This is a genomic window from Streptomyces sp. NPDC091416, assembly GCF_044756845.1.
In the GTDB taxonomy this organism is placed as follows: Bacteria; Actinomycetota; Actinomycetes; order Streptomycetales; family Streptomycetaceae; genus Streptomyces.
The window spans coordinates 601,241-616,186 of the sequence record NZ_JBIVTU010000001.1 but is presented as its reverse complement, the minus strand read 5'-3'; the positions used below and the strand labels follow the sequence as shown (position 1 = coordinate 616,186).

The 14,946-nt window shown below is 69.7% G+C and carries 16 protein-coding genes and 2 pseudogenes; 15 read left to right on the top strand and 3 right to left on the bottom strand.

The window, feature by feature from the left end; all coding sequences use genetic code 11:
• Positions 1-13: 13 nt before the first annotated feature.
• The 8 genes and pseudogenes from ACIQMX_RS02545 to ACIQMX_RS02510 all read left to right on the top strand — a co-directional run.
• On the top strand, positions 14-1,111 hold the full coding sequence (locus ACIQMX_RS02545; protein WP_363075516.1) for a response regulator transcription factor: 1,098 nt from the start codon (positions 14-16) through the stop codon (positions 1,109-1,111).
• Positions 1,112-1,363: 252 nt separating this feature from the next.
• Positions 1,364-1,594: a hypothetical protein gene (locus tag ACIQMX_RS02540; RefSeq protein WP_402474483.1), complete on the top strand. Its 231-nt coding sequence runs from the start codon at positions 1,364-1,366 to the stop codon at positions 1,592-1,594.
• A complete protein-coding gene (locus tag ACIQMX_RS02535; RefSeq protein ID WP_402474482.1) occupies positions 1,594-2,244 on the top strand; it encodes a pilus assembly protein TadG-related protein in 651 nt (216 codons plus the stop codon). The genes ACIQMX_RS02540 and ACIQMX_RS02535 overlap by 1 nt, the downstream gene beginning before the upstream one ends.
• 31 nt (positions 2,245-2,275) lie before the next feature.
• Positions 2,276-2,878, top strand: a complete 603-nt coding sequence (locus ACIQMX_RS02530; protein WP_402474480.1) for a hypothetical protein — start codon at positions 2,276-2,278, stop codon at positions 2,876-2,878.
• Positions 2,879-2,886: 8 nt separating this feature from the next.
• The gene (locus ACIQMX_RS02525) at positions 2,887-3,537 is read left to right on the top strand and encodes an OmpA family protein (RefSeq protein ID WP_402474479.1); all 651 of its coding nucleotides are present in this window, start codon (positions 2,887-2,889) and stop codon (positions 3,535-3,537) included.
• Positions 3,538-3,866: 329 nt separating this feature from the next.
• Entirely contained in the window at positions 3,867-4,403 is a 537-nt protein-coding gene (locus ACIQMX_RS02520) for a hypothetical protein (RefSeq protein ID WP_402474478.1), read from the top strand.
• Positions 4,404-4,669: 266 nt separating this feature from the next.
• Positions 4,670-4,864: pseudogene (locus ACIQMX_RS02515) on the top strand (transposase); the annotation flags it as partial.
• A 104-nt stretch (positions 4,865-4,968) separates the two neighbouring features.
• Positions 4,969-5,182, top strand: a pseudogene (locus ACIQMX_RS02510) (IS5/IS1182 family transposase); the annotation flags it as partial.
• Between the two features lie 776 nt (positions 5,183-5,958).
• On the opposite strand, the gene ACIQMX_RS02505 reads toward ACIQMX_RS02510, so the two are convergent.
• On the bottom strand, positions 5,959-6,321 hold the full coding sequence (locus tag ACIQMX_RS02505; protein ID WP_363075526.1) for a hypothetical protein: 363 nt from the start codon (positions 6,319-6,321) through the stop codon (positions 5,959-5,961).
• Between the two features lie 150 nt (positions 6,322-6,471).
• A complete protein-coding gene (locus ACIQMX_RS02500) occupies positions 6,472-7,728 on the bottom strand; it encodes an MFS transporter (protein WP_402474476.1) in 1,257 nt (418 codons plus the stop codon).
• Positions 7,729-7,817: 89 nt separating this feature from the next.
• On the opposite strand from ACIQMX_RS02500, the gene ACIQMX_RS02495 reads away from it, so the two are divergent.
• The gene (locus ACIQMX_RS02495; protein ID WP_402474475.1) at positions 7,818-8,798 is read left to right on the top strand and encodes an ArsR/SmtB family transcription factor; all 981 of its coding nucleotides are present in this window, start codon (positions 7,818-7,820) and stop codon (positions 8,796-8,798) included.
• A 375-nt stretch (positions 8,799-9,173) separates the two neighbouring features.
• Here ACIQMX_RS02495 and ACIQMX_RS02490 read toward each other — a convergent pair whose 3' ends face one another.
• Entirely contained in the window at positions 9,174-9,608 is a 435-nt protein-coding gene (locus tag ACIQMX_RS02490; protein ID WP_402474474.1) for a nuclear transport factor 2 family protein, read from the bottom strand.
• 83 nt (positions 9,609-9,691) lie between these two features.
• Between ACIQMX_RS02490 and ACIQMX_RS02485 the strand changes: the two genes are divergently transcribed.
• The 6 genes from ACIQMX_RS02485 to ACIQMX_RS02460 all read left to right on the top strand — a co-directional run bounded on the left by ACIQMX_RS02485 (position 9,692) and on the right by ACIQMX_RS02460 (position 14,791).
• Complete coding sequence (locus ACIQMX_RS02485; RefSeq protein ID WP_402474472.1) at positions 9,692-10,072, top strand: winged helix-turn-helix transcriptional regulator; 381 nt, start codon at positions 9,692-9,694, stop codon at positions 10,070-10,072.
• 101 nt (positions 10,073-10,173) lie between these two features.
• On the top strand, positions 10,174-10,665 hold the full coding sequence (locus tag ACIQMX_RS02480) for a DUF2975 domain-containing protein (RefSeq protein ID WP_363075536.1): 492 nt from the start codon (positions 10,174-10,176) through the stop codon (positions 10,663-10,665).
• Positions 10,665-10,886, top strand: a complete 222-nt coding sequence (locus tag ACIQMX_RS02475; RefSeq protein WP_363075538.1) for a helix-turn-helix transcriptional regulator — start codon at positions 10,665-10,667, stop codon at positions 10,884-10,886. The genes ACIQMX_RS02480 and ACIQMX_RS02475 overlap by 1 nt, the downstream gene beginning before the upstream one ends.
• A 388-nt stretch (positions 10,887-11,274) precedes the next feature.
• On the top strand, positions 11,275-12,381 hold the full coding sequence (locus ACIQMX_RS02470) for a hypothetical protein (RefSeq protein WP_363075540.1): 1,107 nt from the start codon (positions 11,275-11,277) through the stop codon (positions 12,379-12,381).
• Between the two features lie 582 nt (positions 12,382-12,963).
• Positions 12,964-14,058 carry a peptidoglycan-binding protein gene (locus ACIQMX_RS02465; protein WP_402474470.1) on the top strand — a complete coding sequence of 365 codons (1,095 nt, stop codon included), beginning with the start codon at positions 12,964-12,966 and terminating at the stop codon, positions 14,056-14,058.
• A gap of 382 nt (positions 14,059-14,440) precedes the next feature.
• On the top strand, positions 14,441-14,791 hold the full coding sequence (locus ACIQMX_RS02460) for a hypothetical protein (protein WP_402474468.1): 351 nt from the start codon (positions 14,441-14,443) through the stop codon (positions 14,789-14,791).
• The last annotated feature ends 155 nt before the right edge of the window (positions 14,792-14,946 follow it).

Sequence of the window (14,946 nt, the reverse complement as noted above, 5' to 3'; positions counted from 1 at the left end):
AGGAGGTCGCAGAATGTCGGACGACGTCTCCCGTGCCTCGGGCCAGAACTGGGCCGCACAGCACCACGCTTCCCAGCACACGTCCTCGCATGGCACACCGGTCACTTCCGAATCCAGCTCCCCAGGGTTCCCCGTTCCTGAGCAGGCCGCGGCATCCGGAACCATGCCCGCTTTCCCTCCTGCCCCCGGCTTTCCCGCTCCACGGCCGATGAGGGTCGTCGTCGCCGACGACAACCCCGTGGTCCGGGCCGGGCTCGGTGCCCTGCTGTCCGGCCGCAGCGACATCGAAGTCGTCGCCGAGGCCGCGGACGGCCGTCAGGCCTACGACATGGCCGTCCAGCACCGCCCGGACGTCGTGCTGCTCGACGTCCGCATGCCGGGCGTGGACGGCATCTCCGCGCTGCCGCACCTGGTCCAGGTCGCGCCCGTGATGATGCTGACCTACAGCCGTGAGAGCGAGATCGTCCACGAGGCGCTCCGGCTGGGGGCGGGCGGGTACCTGGTGCACGGAGAGTTCACCGCGGATCAGCTGGTGCAGGCCGTACGTGACACGCAGAGCGGCCGGGCCCACTTCACCGCCACAGCGGCGAACGCGCTCCTGGCCCATATGCGCCAGGGGCCCGGGCCGCAGGGCTCGGTGCTGCCGGAGGGTCTGGGCACGGCGCTGACCTCAGGTGTTCCGTATCAGCAGCCCGGCTATGACGGCCGCGTGCCGGGATCGCCACAGCAACACGATGCGTATGCACATATGCCGACTTCCCTGCCGGCGCCTCAACAGGCCCCACCTGGGGCGCGAACGGTTGTTCCCGCGCAGGGTCTTTCGCATATGCAATCAGGTGTGGCACAGTCTTCCGTAACTGGGCGGCCGGGAGTGCCTCCTGACAGGCAGCAGTACGGGCTGAGTTCGAGGGAGGTGGAGGTCATGGAGCTGATCGCGTCCGGCATGAGCAATCAGCAGATCGCCGCCACCTGCTTCATCAGCGAGAAGACGGTCAAGAACCACATCAACCGCATCTTCACCAAACTGCACAGCGGCAGCCGCAGCGAGGCGATCGCCCGCTGGCTCGGCACGGCATCGCCCGCTGGACCTGCTGCGCGGAGGGACAGGTAGTCATGGCTGATCGGGGGATCGAACGAGGCGTGGCGAGTCAGGGCCCGAGGACCCAGTCCCGGGCACCCAGGGCCCAACTGGGCGATTGGGCCCGGGAATGGGCCCTGGGACCCTCTGGTGGGCATGGTGTTCCGCCGTATGTTTCTCGTATCGCAAACGGCACCGGCCAGGAGGAAGCCGGTAACGGGAGCGAGAACAAAGGAACTTACGAGTCGGCCGGCAGGCGGTCGGCCGAACCTGGAGGGAATCACCATGTCGAACATCACCCTGAAGACCGCCGTCCGCGTCAACGGCTGGGCCAACACCGCAATCTCCAAGATCCAGAAGCGCTACGAGACGTCGGACCGCGGTCAGACGGCCTTCGAGTACCTCGGCATCATCCTGGTGGTCGTCGCGATCATCGGTGGCATGGTGGCCTCGGGTATCGGTGGGGCGATCACGACTCGCATCACGGGTCTGGTGGACTCGATCACCGCCGGCTAGTGGCGCCGCGCAAACGTAGCGACGCAGGGCAGGCCTTCCCCATCTACATTGTGATGGTGGCGGGCCTGCTCTTCCTCGCGTTCGCGTTCTTTGCTGTCGGCAAGGCCTCCGCCACGCGGAACGGTGCTCAGGGTGCGGCGGATGCCGCCGCGCTTGCTGCTGCCCAGGATGCTCGGGACGGGTTGACACCGCCGCTTCTCCAGGCGCTTCGGGAGCCAAACGGCCTGAATGAGTTTCTGGCGACGTACCAGTACTTCCAGGCGGGCCGCGGGAAAGCTATGCAGCTTGCATCTGACAACCGGTCGGACGTCATTGATTTCTATTGGCGGCCGGGCTATTGGCAGGACCGGGTTACAGCCAAGGTCAAGACTCGTTACACAGTGGGTGATTCCGTCATTCCTGGCACGGAGAACAAGCGTGCTACGGCTACGGCGACCGCAGTGATCGAGTTCCGCTGCGGCCCGAAGGTCAAGGATCTTCCGGACTCCGGAGTCGGTGGGGATGACGGGGGCGATTCCGGCGGTTCGGCGGATCTTCCCATCGTCACCCTCGTTTGCGACGGACGGGATGTCCCGATCGATCTGGGTAGCAGTGACCCCTTGGCAGGCCTGAGCAAGCTGATCTTTGCCGTGCATTTGATCGACGACTGACAGCGAACGACGAGTAAAGGAACCTGAATCCATGAGTATTCGGCGCACCACGAAGTCCCGAAGGGCAGTGGCTGTTGCCTCCTTGGCTGCAGCTCTGGCCCTCGTCGTCACCGGTTGTGGCGGCGATGAAGGGGGTAAGACGGGGGACTCCGGCTCTTCGTCGTCCGCGAAGCCTTCCGACGGAGACAAGGGGGCTGGGGGCGACACCGCCGCAGGGGACAACGTGGACCCGAATGCGAAGCTCGCAGAGATCAAGGGCCAAGGCGGGCTGACTCTCGTCATCCAGCAGGTGAAGCGTGACTCCGGCGGCTTCATCACGGTTCAGGGCGAGATCAAGAACGAGAGCGACCAGCCCAAGAACTCGGCTGGTTGGGTGGGCGCCGAGAGCGCTGTCGTAGCGAAGAACCCGAACTCTGTCGCTGGGGCCACGCTGGTCGACAAGGCCGGCAAGAAGCGCTACTACATCCTTCGCGACACGGATTCGCGCTGCCTGTGCACCACGGGGATTCTTCCGCTGCAGCCGGGCAAGTCGACGCCTGTCTTCATGCAGTTCCCGGCGCCGCCGGAAACCAGCACCGAAGTCGACTTCACGCTGCCCACGTTTGCCACCACTTCGCTGAAGATCTCTGGGTGATGGCCGACATGAACTCCATTCGCGCACCGCGCCGGCCAAGCCATCGTGCAGGGCGGGCGCTTGCTGTAGCGGTACTGCTGGCGGGCACCACGGTCCTCGGTGCGACGACGGCCCTGGCAGACGACGGTCCGAGCGTTCCTCCGGGCACGGAGGCCTCGTCCGAACCGCCCGTCAAGCTCGACAGCAGCGACCCCGACCTCAAGATGCCCGAGGGCGGAACCCTCGCTCCGGGCAAGGTTCTCGACATCATCCAGGTCGTCGAGGACGAGGGCGGCGAGGAACGACGCGAGGACACGAACGCGGACATCAAGTTCGCGCTCCAGGCCGAGGTTCTGTTCGGCAAGGACAGTGCCAAGCTGAGCCCCGCTGCCAACTCCCGAATCGCCGCGATCGGCGCCGAGATCAAGAAGCAGAACGCCACCAAGGTGCGCGTCTTCGGCTTCACCGACAACCTCGGCTCCTCCGCGCACGGTGACGTGCTCTCCAAGCAGCGCGCCAATGCCGTGCAGTCGGTGTTGGTGAAGTCCACGGGTTCGAGTGTCACCTTCGAGATCCGCGGCTACGGCGAGCAGTACCCGATCGCCAGCAACGCCACTGAAGAGGGCCGCAAGAAGAACCGCCGCGTGGAGGTCTCCTTCCCGCGTGGCGACTCCTCCTGACGTACCGCACCAAAGCAGGGGCAGGGGCCCGGCACCGCGAGCAGCTCGCGGTGCCGGGCCCCTGTCGTTACGGCGGGTCCGTTCAGGGGCGGGCAGGGACTGGATGTGGACGGCGAGCCCGATCGCCTTTGCCGTGATGCCCGGCTGGTGCCGTGATGCCCGGCTGGTTCCGCCTGGAGCGCACCGGCCGTCAGCGTTGGTTCCCCGAATACCGCCACATCACCCGTTCGATCCAGTCTTCACCCCAAGGAAGCATCACCTGATCAGTCCTCCGGTCGTTTCAGGTACTGCTGCGTATGCCGCGGCATCTGACGGACAGAGAGGACATCATGAGGGTCAAGCGTTTTACTCGCGCCATCGCCGCGACCGTCGCCCTGGCCGCCTTCGGTCTTGCCGCCCCCGCCGCCGCGTCGGCCGATGACGGGGGCACCGCCGCGGTCGGCAGTCATTGCACCCCCTGGGAGGGGTTCTACGGCCAGGGCGGCACCACGTACACCGATCTCCGCACCTGCGTCGATGTTCTCGACCGTCAGGGCGACTATCACTTCACCATCGAAACCAGTAAGACCACCTACCGGGATTGGGGAATCTGGTACTCCGCCAGCGACAACTACCCGGCCGGCGCGACTGCAACGGTCCGCATCAAGCCGACCCCAGGGCAGCAGGGTCCTTCAGAGGGACGCTTCAAGATCTGGACGCTGGTGTCCCGCAGTTACCACACCAGCCTGGGCGCCATGAACGAAGCGATCACGTGCGGGACCTACCGCCTCGATGTGCACTACGAGCAGACCGGCCCCTACTACGGGGACGACCGCGTGCTCACTGCCGAGCGTTCCTTCGACAACTTCGTCATCCCCTGCTCCTGAGACCGGCAGCCGCCGAGGCATCCGACCTCCGCGTCCGGAAGGGACCTGCGTGCCGGGCGAAGGCCCCAGTACCCCGGCTCGCCACGAGTGGCCGAGCGCAGGACCGGGCGACTCACCGACCGGGCCCCGGCAACGTGCTGATGGTCACGGACGATGGTGGGGTCGACCGCGACGACCCAGTCGGGGTCGCCTTCGTTGTCGGCCTAGGTGTGTTGTCCGGGGACGTTGGTGACACGCCTCACCGAGTGTGGACCTGCGCGCACTGACGCGACCTGCCCGAGCGGTTCGGCCCGTCGAGGACGGTCTACGAGCGCCACCGGCTGTGGTCCGCGGACGGAACGTGGGAGCGCTTGCTCCAGCAGATCCAGGCTGAGGCGGAGGCGGCCGGTGAGATCGATTGGGACGTCTCTGTGGGCTCCACGATCGTCCGGGCTCATCAGCACGCGGCCGACGCTCGCAAAGATCTGCCGCGGGCCCTTGCCCCACAAGGGGCTGGGCCGGCAGAACACCAGAACGAGACGCCGTGGCAGAGCCTCGTCGTCCGCTTGGCGGAGGTGGTGCTGGAGGCGAGGGCCTGGGCCGCTCGCGCGGTGGGTTCACCAGCAAGGTCCACCTGGCGTGGATGGCCGCTGCCGCCCGCTGTCCCTCGTCCTCACCGCGGGACAGCGAGCCGACTGCTCGCAGTTCGAGCTTGTGCTGCAGAGATTCGTGTCCCCCGGACCGGTCCGGGCAGACCTCGGAAGAAGCCGGACGGCGTGGCCTGCGACAAGGTTTACAGCGAGGGCCCGCGGTGCGCCTCCCTGGTTGGACAGGTGGCTGTGCTCGCGTGAAGCGGCTCTGGCTCAGCTTCTGTGGATCGCTACTGTGAGCGGCGAGCCATGGCCGACCCGTCAGAGAGTGAGAGCGCCCGATGATGCCGCCGTCCTGCGACATATGTCGTGTTCCGCACCAGCATTCAGGCCTCGAGTACGAGGACTTCACCCTCGTGAGCTTCCGGCCCTCAGAGACACATCCGGATGACTGGGCGGGTCACCCGGCTCACTGCGTGTGGTTCTGCCCCTCTCATCTGCCCCTCTCGGAGGGGCTGACGCATCTGCCGGCCATGGAAGCCCTGAGACGCATCCTTGCGAACCTGCGCGAGACACCGGACCTGGGAGGCGAGGGACGGTCCGGAGCGGTGCGGAGCGCCGACAGCCCTTGGGTGTCCGACGGCAGTACCGGCTGAGAAGACGGACAAGCGCGGCGGGGGCTTCCGCTGCGTACTCGAAACACGCTGCCTCGACGGCAGCAGGCGAAGCCCGCCACATCATTCGGAGGCTCACTTTTCGCCCCCGCAGGGCGGATACGAGGTCAGCCTCCGAGATGTTCCGTGTCCTCCATGCGTTCGGCCGGCTGGGAGCATGACGACGACGGGGCCCTCCCGCCCGCGCACGTCGTACCTGCGTACCCGTGCGCCTACGTACCCGCGTACCCGTGTGCCTACGTGACTACGTACCCGCGCACCCGCGACTCTGCGACTGCTGCCCCGACGGGCCGGGGCAGTCGCAGAGCCGCCTCATATCTCGGTGGTGTGCGGCTCGGCCCGGCGGCGGCCCCTGTTGGCCACCACCGCGCAGACCGCGAAGGTCACGCCGAGCAGACCGAAGGTGATCGCCAAGGTGCCCTTCGCCTGGATGTCGGCCTGCCGTGCCGCGATCTCCCTCTCCCAGAGCGCCGCGCCCTGCTGATTGGCCGACTGGTACTCGAAGAGGCACTTCATGTACGGCTGAGTGGGCGCGGCGTCGCGATCCGCTTCGCAGCGGGAGTCCTCGAAGTGCATCGACGTGCCGCCGCTTTCGCCCGATGGCTCGTCAGCCACCTTGGATGCCGCGTCCAGCGCGACCGCCGACAGGATCACCGCCGTGATCATGCTGATCATGGCCACGATGATGCACAAGACGGCGCCGGCACTACGTCCTTGGGATGTCATGCCCGGGAGGTTAGCGGCAGGTGTGAACTCCCGCACACCCGCTGGCACTTGGTGGCCGACTCGACCCGCTGAGGCGACTCGGGCCCGAGAGCGGTCACATCAGATCGCGCGCCGGGCCGACCCCGGCGGCTGCCAGGTGAGGATCCAGCAGGCGGCAAGCGCCGTGGCCCCGCCCGCCAGGGCGATTGCGCCGCCCGTTCCGAGGTCCGCGGCCATCGCGCCGAAGCAGGCCGGTCCGACGCCCTGCAGCGTCATGCTGCCGGAGCCGAGCAGACCGAAGGCCTGGCCCTGGCCATCCGGCGGCAGGGCGTTCAGGAAGGGCCGTTGCAGGCCGAGACCATAGGCGAATCCGAAGCCGCAGAGCAGCAACAGACAGGACGAGAGGCCCACTCCGGGCCCGGCGGCGAAGCCGACCAGCGGCAGTCCCATCAGCGCAGCCAACGGGACTACCAGTCGCTCCCGGGTGGGCGGCCGCAGCAGCCGACCCACCAGCAGGTCACCGACGAGCATGCCGACCGGCAGGCAGCCCATCAGTACCGCGTACCAGCCGGGCGCGAAGTGGTGTTCTCCCGCGTAGGCGACGATCAGCCCCTCCGCGCCCGCGACGAACGCGGGCGGCAGCCACTGGGCGAGCGTCAGCCGTCGCACCGCGTGTCCGCGCAGCAGCAGGCCCGCCCCGCGCAGGCTGGCCCGGACGGTCCCGCCGTCGCCCCGGGGGCTGCCGGGTGTGCCGCCGGACTCCTCCGGCCGCAAGCGGGGCAGCCGGATACGGACAGCGAGCGCGCAGCCGGAGTAGAGGGCGGCGCTCACCGCCAGTGCCCGGTGCGGGCCGAGTACCGCTACGGCCGCACCTCCCAGCGCCAGACCGGACAATTGCGCGCCGGAGGCGGCGATGTTGTTCAGCGAACGGCCCAGGACGTAGGCGTCGCCCTCCAGGCACTGGGCGACCAGCCGGCTCGACGCGCCGCTGAACACCGGTGTGGCGAGGGCGACCAGCGCCACGAGACCGAGGCTTGCCGCGACCGGCATCCGTACCAGGGCGAGCAGCAGGGCGGCGGCGCACTCCAGGGCGTAGCCGCCGGAGATGAGGGCGCGGGGCGGCAGCCGGTCGGCCAGTGAGCCCAGCAGCAGCGAGCCGAACAACTGCGGGAGGAAGCCGCTGCCGAAGGCCAGTGCGCTCAACAGCGCGGAGCCGGTGGCCGAGAAGACCAGCACCGAGAACGTGGTGATCCGCAGGGCGCCCGCAGTGATCGCGACGGTGCGGGTCGTGAAGAGCAGCCGGAAGCGCGGCTCGGACAGCACCTCCCGGTAGGTGGCGGGCCGGCTGTCCTGCGCGGGTTCGGCGGTTGGGGTCATGACGCAGAGCCTCGCGGTGCGCCCACGTCTCTCACCAATGATTCGTCGCTGGACGAATCCGAGCAGGCGCCCAGCGCTAGCATGGCCGGGTGTTCCGCTTCGAAGTCTCCGTCGAGGACCTCCTGCGCAGCCGCTTCGCACTCTCACCCGCGATGGACCTCTGCCTACTGCTGCGTTCGCTCTCCGGCCAGAACCGGCCGTTGCCGCGCGCCTGGGCTGCGCGGCTCCGGCCGGCCTTCGATCGGCTTCGCCGCGAGACCGAACTGGACGCCGTCCTCGCCCTGCACACCCCGCAATCCGGACCGAACTTCGTCGCCCCGCCCCCGCGCGGCCTCAACCAGACCTGGGCGGACGACCTGGCCATGATCCGGGCCACACCGCTGGAGGCGGCCCGCGACGAATGCGCCACCAACGCGACCGGCCCGTCCGCCCGCGATCCCCGCGTACGCGCCGTGCTGGACTCGGCGGACGCCGTCGACAGGATCGCCGAGGCGATGGACCGGGCGTGGCACGAGCTGCTTGCCGCGGACTGGCCACAACTGCGGGCGATCTGTGAGCGCGATGTCGTGCACCGGGTGGGCGTGATCGGCGAACACGGATGGGCGACGACCATCGAGGGCCTGCACCCGAGCATCGCCTCGCGCGCCGGCGGTATCGAGCTCGGCTTCTTCCCCCGAGAAGGAACAGTCCGCCTCGCCGGCGACGGGCTGCTGCTGATCCCTTCGGTCTTCGTCGGGAACGTCGCCGCCCAGCTGGAGGATCCCTGGCCCAGGACCTTGGTCTATCCCGCCCGCGGCACCGCCGCCCTGTGGGGCGAACAGGCGGCCGTCCCCCGACCGGACGCGCTGACCGCTCTGGTCGGCCGGGCCCGGGCCCGACTGCTGGTGGCGCTGGACGTCCCGGCCAGTACGACTCAACTCGCCCGGGGCCTCGCCATGGCGCCCGGCGCGGTGGGAGACCACCTCGCCATCCTGCGCAGCGCGGGGCTGCTCGTCCGCGCCCGGTCCGGACGGTCGGTGCTCTACCGGCGCACCCCGCTCGGCGAGGCACTGGTCGGCGGGTCGGGCTGAGGGCCTGGGTGCGCCGCACCGGGAGACGAGCGGGCGGAAGCCCGGCGCACGGACCGGGCGGCGCTGGACGCCGTGGTCGTCGGCGAGTCCGTCCGGCATGCCGGGCACGCGGACATCCTGTGCGAGGGCCTCGACAACCGGACCGGGTTGCGTGCCGAACGCGGGAGGCAGTTCGACGAGGAAGCCCGCGCAGCCCAGAAGGCGGGAGGCAGTTCGGCGAGGAAGCCGTCGCAGCCCAGAACACGAGAGGCAGTTCGGCGAGGAAGCCCGCGCAGCCCACTGCGCGAAGATCGGGCGGGCCGCCAGGTCGGCCGCACGCATCAAGGCCGGGAACCACTCATGAGTGGGGTGAGCGGGCGCGGCCATGGGCTGACGTCAGGACGTGAGCACGGCGGGGTTCCCCTCGCTCCAGATGTTGGTGATCCTTCGGTGGGTGAAACGCCAGCCGTCCGGGGTGCGGCGCAGCCGGTCGTCGTAGCGGCCCCCGCCGAGGAACTTCTCGCCATCGGGCACGCCGTGGCGGACATGCTGGGCCTGGTAGTAGCACGTGTGCTCGGCCTCGTCCCCGTGTACCGCGGCGACATGGTTGCCGTTCAGGTGCTGGGTGGCGTCGAGTCGCTCCAGGCCGGCGCTGATCCTGGCCACGATCGCGTCGGGCCCGCAGAGCCGTTCTCCCGAACCGCTGTACTCCCAGCAGGCGTCGTCGGTGAACAGCGCGCCCAACATCTCCCAGTCCCTCGTGTCCAGCGCCGTCGCGTACGCGGTGACGGCAGCCACGATCGCGGCGCGGTCAGCGAGTTCTTCGAGCATCGAGCTGCCTCCGGGTTCGGTACGGGATTTGATACGGAGTCCATGGTCGGCAACTGTCGGGCCCGGCGGAAGAAGGCACTTTCATGTCCCGGAGTCACATCGATGTGTCCGTCCTGGCCGGCGAGGCATGTCCGGTCTCGGAGGTTCTCGATCACGTCTCCGGGAAGTGGAGCATCGGCATTCTGGTGGCCGCTGCGCAGGGTCCGGTCCGGTTCACGGAGCTGGAGCGTGCGCTCACGGGGATCAGCAGGCGCATGCTCACGCTCAAGTTGCGCAAGTTGGAGCGGGACGGCTTGCTCGTACGCACCGTTCATCCGGTTGTCCCGCCCAAGGTCGAGTACACGCTGACGGAAATGGCCCAGGAGCTCCACAGGGCGCTGCTGGATCTCACCGACTGGGCCGAGCGGAACGGCGGCGCGGTCGCCGCCGCCCAGGCCGCCTACGACCGCGAACACGGCGGCTGACGGTCGGATCGATGTCGAGGAGGCCCGGCCTCGGTATCAGAGCTTGCTCAATCTATCGAATCTCGATAGATTCCCATCGTAATTCGATGGGAGGATGGGTCATGGGCAAGCTGACAGTGGGTGCGTTGCGCGTCGTGCTCGTGGTGGTGCTGGCCGGCACGGTGTTCGTGCAGGCAGGCATGGTGTGGGTGCTGGCCAGTGGCAATGACCCGGAGGACGGTTCGCTTCCGCTGACCCCGCTACGGGTGTGCACGATCCTGGGCATGGTGGCGGTCCAGGTCGCCCTGGTCTGCGTATGGCGGCTGGTGGCGATGGTGCGCCGGGGAACCGTGTTCTCCCACTCCGCCTTCCGGTACGTGGACCTCATGACGGGCGCGATCGTGGCGGCTGCCCTCGTGTGGTTCACGGTCACGGCCGTCAACGCGCCTGGCCAGCGGGAGGATCCGGGCGTCTCCGTCATCATGGCCGGGGTCGGTGTGGCCATCCTGGGGGTCGCGCTCATCGTGCGCGTGTTGCGGATGCTGCTCGTCCAGGCCCTGGCGCGCGACGTCGAAGCATCGCAGATGCAGGCCGAGTTGGACGAGGTGATCTGATGCCGATCACCGTCGACATCGACGTGATGCTGGCACGGCGGAAGATGTCCGTGGGCGAGCTGGCGGACCGCGTGGGGATCACGCCCGCCAACCTGGCGGTACTCAAGAACGGCCGCGCCAAGGCGGTGCGCTTCGCGACGCTCGCCGCGCTCTGCGAGGCGCTCGAATGCCAGCCGGGCGACCTGCTGCGCTGGGAGGCCGAGGACGCCGCGGGCGGATGACGGGCCCGTGCCGGGGGTCGAAGGCGTCAGAGCACCGGGCCTGGTCACCGCTGCAGGCTGGGCATGGACCACCCGGCTCCGGCGCGCCGAGGACGGGCGACCCCGCCGACCTGACCGCGTCGTGACCCGCACACGCATCTCTGCACCGGCATGGTCCGGCGCCGCCGACCGCCATGTCGGTGACCTTCGTCCGGGCCACGCCCGGCAGGCCCGCTGCCTACGCGGTGGACGCCCCCGCGACGCGTACGTCGACAGCCTTCGCGCCGCCCGGCCCGGGCGGGCACGGGGTGCTGCCCCCGGTCTTCCCGACGGGGCCTTTCTTCCTGCGCCGCCGGGCGGGAAGCTGGCTGGCGAGGGCCGTCCGGCGGCGGCCGGGAATGTGGGTGACGTGATGCACGCGAGGCTGCCGCAGCGGCAGAACCCGCTCCCCGAACGGGCAGCGGGGCCGAACAGGCGGCCCTCGGACCCGGTTCCCCGGCTGGCCGCCCTGCAACGCGGTATCGGCAACGCGGCAGTCGCCCGGGCGCTGACCGGCACCCCCGTACAGCGCTACACCGAGCCGGACGCGGAGCGGGACATCGCGGACACCGTGACGTACGACCGGATCTCGCAGAACGGCAGGATCGCGGTCTCCGGCCGCCAGGAGGCATACGCGGACGCCCAGTTGATCGACGCGGCCAATGGCGCGCTGGGCGCGTCGGAACGGGTCCGCATCCGGCTCGAAGCGGGCCGCGAGGTGGTGGCCGGCGGTCGGGTGCTGCACCGGGTGCTGCCCGTCTTCGCGTCGAGGGAGGCGGCCGAGGCCGCACAGGCGAACAGCGAGCACGAGCCCCTCGCCGGTGAGAGCGCGGAGGTCAGGGCGACGAAGCTCGACTCCTACCGGCGGAGTGTGGTTCAGCCGCCCGCCGCCCTCGGGCTGCTGCTTCAGGACGTCGCCAGGCTGGTGGGCAGGGGCCGGCCCAGCGACGGGAGCGTCAACGGTGTGCACCAGCGGCTGCTCGCGCTCGCGATGGAGAACCAGGGCGCTGTGTGGGCCGCCGCGAACGTCCCGCTGAACCCGCTGCTCGATCCGGCCGACTACCTGAGGACGGCGGGGCGGCTCATCGGCGAGATCGTCGTGGAGTACGCCGGCTCCCGGGAGCCGGAGCGCGCCATGCAGGACCTCCTCATCACGATGCCCAACGACTGCCAGGCTGCCGCGCAGAGGCTGCTGGGGACCAGGATGGGCGAGCTTCAACAAGTACGGGCCGAACCTGACGTCGGCCAGAACCACTACGTGAACCTGAGCGACGCTCCCGGCCGGTGGAACAACCACTTCGGCGCGGTGATCATGCGGGACGGCGACGACACCCTCACCTTCGAGGCGGCGGCGGACAGCAGCAGCCGCATCGGGGACGGAAAGTCCGTCGGCTACTTCGCGTTGTACGGGAAGCACGGCACAGCGCAGTCCTTCGACGCGGACCTCCGCCGGCAGAACGCCGCGGGCAACGGCTGAACGGATTCTTCGGGTCCCGCTGCCGTACGGAGTCCGCCCGGGCCGCAGCGGCGGTCGCGATTCCGTGCCGCTCAGGTCTCGGATTCAGGCGTCAGAACCCGGTTTCGGAGGAGAGGCCCGCAGGCATGCGCCATTCCCGTGCGCACCTTTGAACGGTGCGCGCCGGTCGTCGGCATCCGCGTAGAAGATGGACCCGGGCTTGGGGCTCGCTCCTCGCTTCGGCGCGGCCTCGGAGGACTGTCACTGTCCATCCGGCGGAACCCGGAAGCGTCGGCCCTGCCTACTCGTTCGGGTGAAAGCGGACCGGCGGGCGGGCTCGCTGCCCCGCCGTTCCCATGGGCCCAAGGCGGCCGTCATTGCACGGCAGCGGACCACCTCGGGAGGAACCTGGGGAGCGGCCGGCACGTACGAGACCGGGACGGCCGCCGCGACCGCGTCGTTACGATCGGTGCCGCTGAGGCCGATGCGTCCATGCCGGTCGGCATGCACGGATCCGACCCACCGACCCACCGACCTGCCGATATGCCGCGATGCAGGCAATGCGGAGGCCCGGCTGTTTTCGCATGACGACGGGGAGACACCATGGCGCAGGAGCGGGGCGGCCAGAGCCGGGAGCAGAGCGCGGGGACGCAGCTGGCGCTGCTGCTGCGGGGCTGGTGGGAGCGGGCGGGGACATCGCGCGGGGGCGTCCGGCCGACGCAGCAGGCGCTCGCGGCGAGACTGGGCATCGACCAGACGACGCTCTCTCGCTACCTGAACCCGAAACACGTGTCGACTGCTCCTCCGAGGGTGGTGGAGCTCCTGCACACGCAGTTGCGCGCCCCCGCGGCGGAGCTCGAACAGGCGCGGGTGCTGTGCCGGAGCGCGTTGCGGGAGAACGGCCGCCAACGGGCCGCCGACGGTGCCGGGGAACGCGCCGCGCCGGTCAGTACCGCGGACGCGTCCGACGAAAGCCCCGCACCCCGTGCCACTCCCGGTCAGGAGGAGGAGGCCGCGGGCTCCGACACCGCCACCACGCACGACCGCGGGACATCCGGGCGGCCGCGATCCCGATGGCTCGGGCCGGTGCTGGTCGGGGCCGCCGTGATGGTGGCGTTCGGCGCCGGAATGGTCACCCATGAACGGCTCTTCGTCCCGGAGGACAGGGGCGGGGACGGCGGTGCGGCGGGTGCCGCCGCCTCCATGAGCCGGGCGCCGTACGAGTGGCCGCTGCTGCGCCAGGGCGAGGAGGACCAGTTCACTCCCGCCCGCGCCTTGCAGTACCTGCTGAAAGCGCACGGATACCCGGTCCGCCCCGACGGCTTCTTCCGGCAGGACACCTGGGACGCCGTCATGGATTTCCAGCAGCGGAAGGATCTGCCGGCCGACGGCAAGGTGGGTGGGCAGACCTGGCCGGAACTCGTGATGGAGGTAGGGCCCGGATCCGGGGCCGACGAAGTGCGTGCCGCGCAGGAGCTTCTGAACAACGCGGGCCAGGGCGGCACGGCGGTGTCAGGGAGGTTCACGGCGGAGACCGTCAAGGACCTGAGGTTCTTCCAGCGTACGAATGGCCTGCCCGAGACCGGGCGGGTGAACGTGGAATCCTGGCTGGCCCTGCTGGTGAATCAGCTCCCGCCCGTCAAGGGACCTGGCGACCAGAGGGCCGTCCCGAGCCCTCTGCCCTCCGCCTCCGTGTGAGAAGAGCGGCCAGCCGTGCCGCCCGCGCAACGGCGTACCCGCTGCCGCGTATACCGGAGCCGCCCGCGCAACGGCGTACCGGCTCCCGCGTACACCGGAGCCGCCCGAGCAACGGTGTACCGAGCCCCCGAGTGCTCCTCGAACCATGCGGCCTCGGCGGCTGATCCGTACATCAGGCCATAACCGCAGGTCAGAGCCATGTCATGCGCGCTGCATCGATGCGCATCGGTAGGCAGCCGGGATCCGCTTCCCGCACCCCGCTGCTTTGGCGATGCTGGTTCGGCAGCCGGCCCCCGGACAGCCCGCCGCCCTCGGCGGACGACAGCTCCACGTCCGCGTCCCGGTCCGCTTCCTGCCAGCACACCGCCCGAAAGGGGCCCCCATGTCCGCTGCCCGCAAGACCCTCACCTCCGCCGTGTCCGCCGCCGTTCTCGCCGCTGGACTGGCCCTCGGCACCGCCGGCCCGGCGAGCGCGGCCACCTGCCCGTCCTCCGCGGCCCCCGTGATCAGCGGGGCGTCGGCCAACTGGAGCCTGCGCTGCTCGGGCAACAACGTGACGGTGTCCGGCTGGCTCCAGGACACCCGAGCAGACGGCAAGTGCGCCAAGGTCCGCATCAACGCCGGCAACGGTGTCTACAGGACGAAGGCCGCGTGCAACTCCGGGGTCCGGGAGCAGTTCACCTTCACCTTCAAGGGGACGAAGACGGCACAGGTACGCCTGGCCATCGCCTGAGCGCGCACGAAGGGACGAGCCGCGCCGCCTCCTCCGGCGTGCTCCGAGGGAGGGCGCGTTTACGGCGTTTACGGCGTTCACGGCGTTCGCACCTGGAGCACGCCGGGCAGAGCACCGCCGCCCGCCCGCCCCCCGCCCCGCGTCACGAACACCAC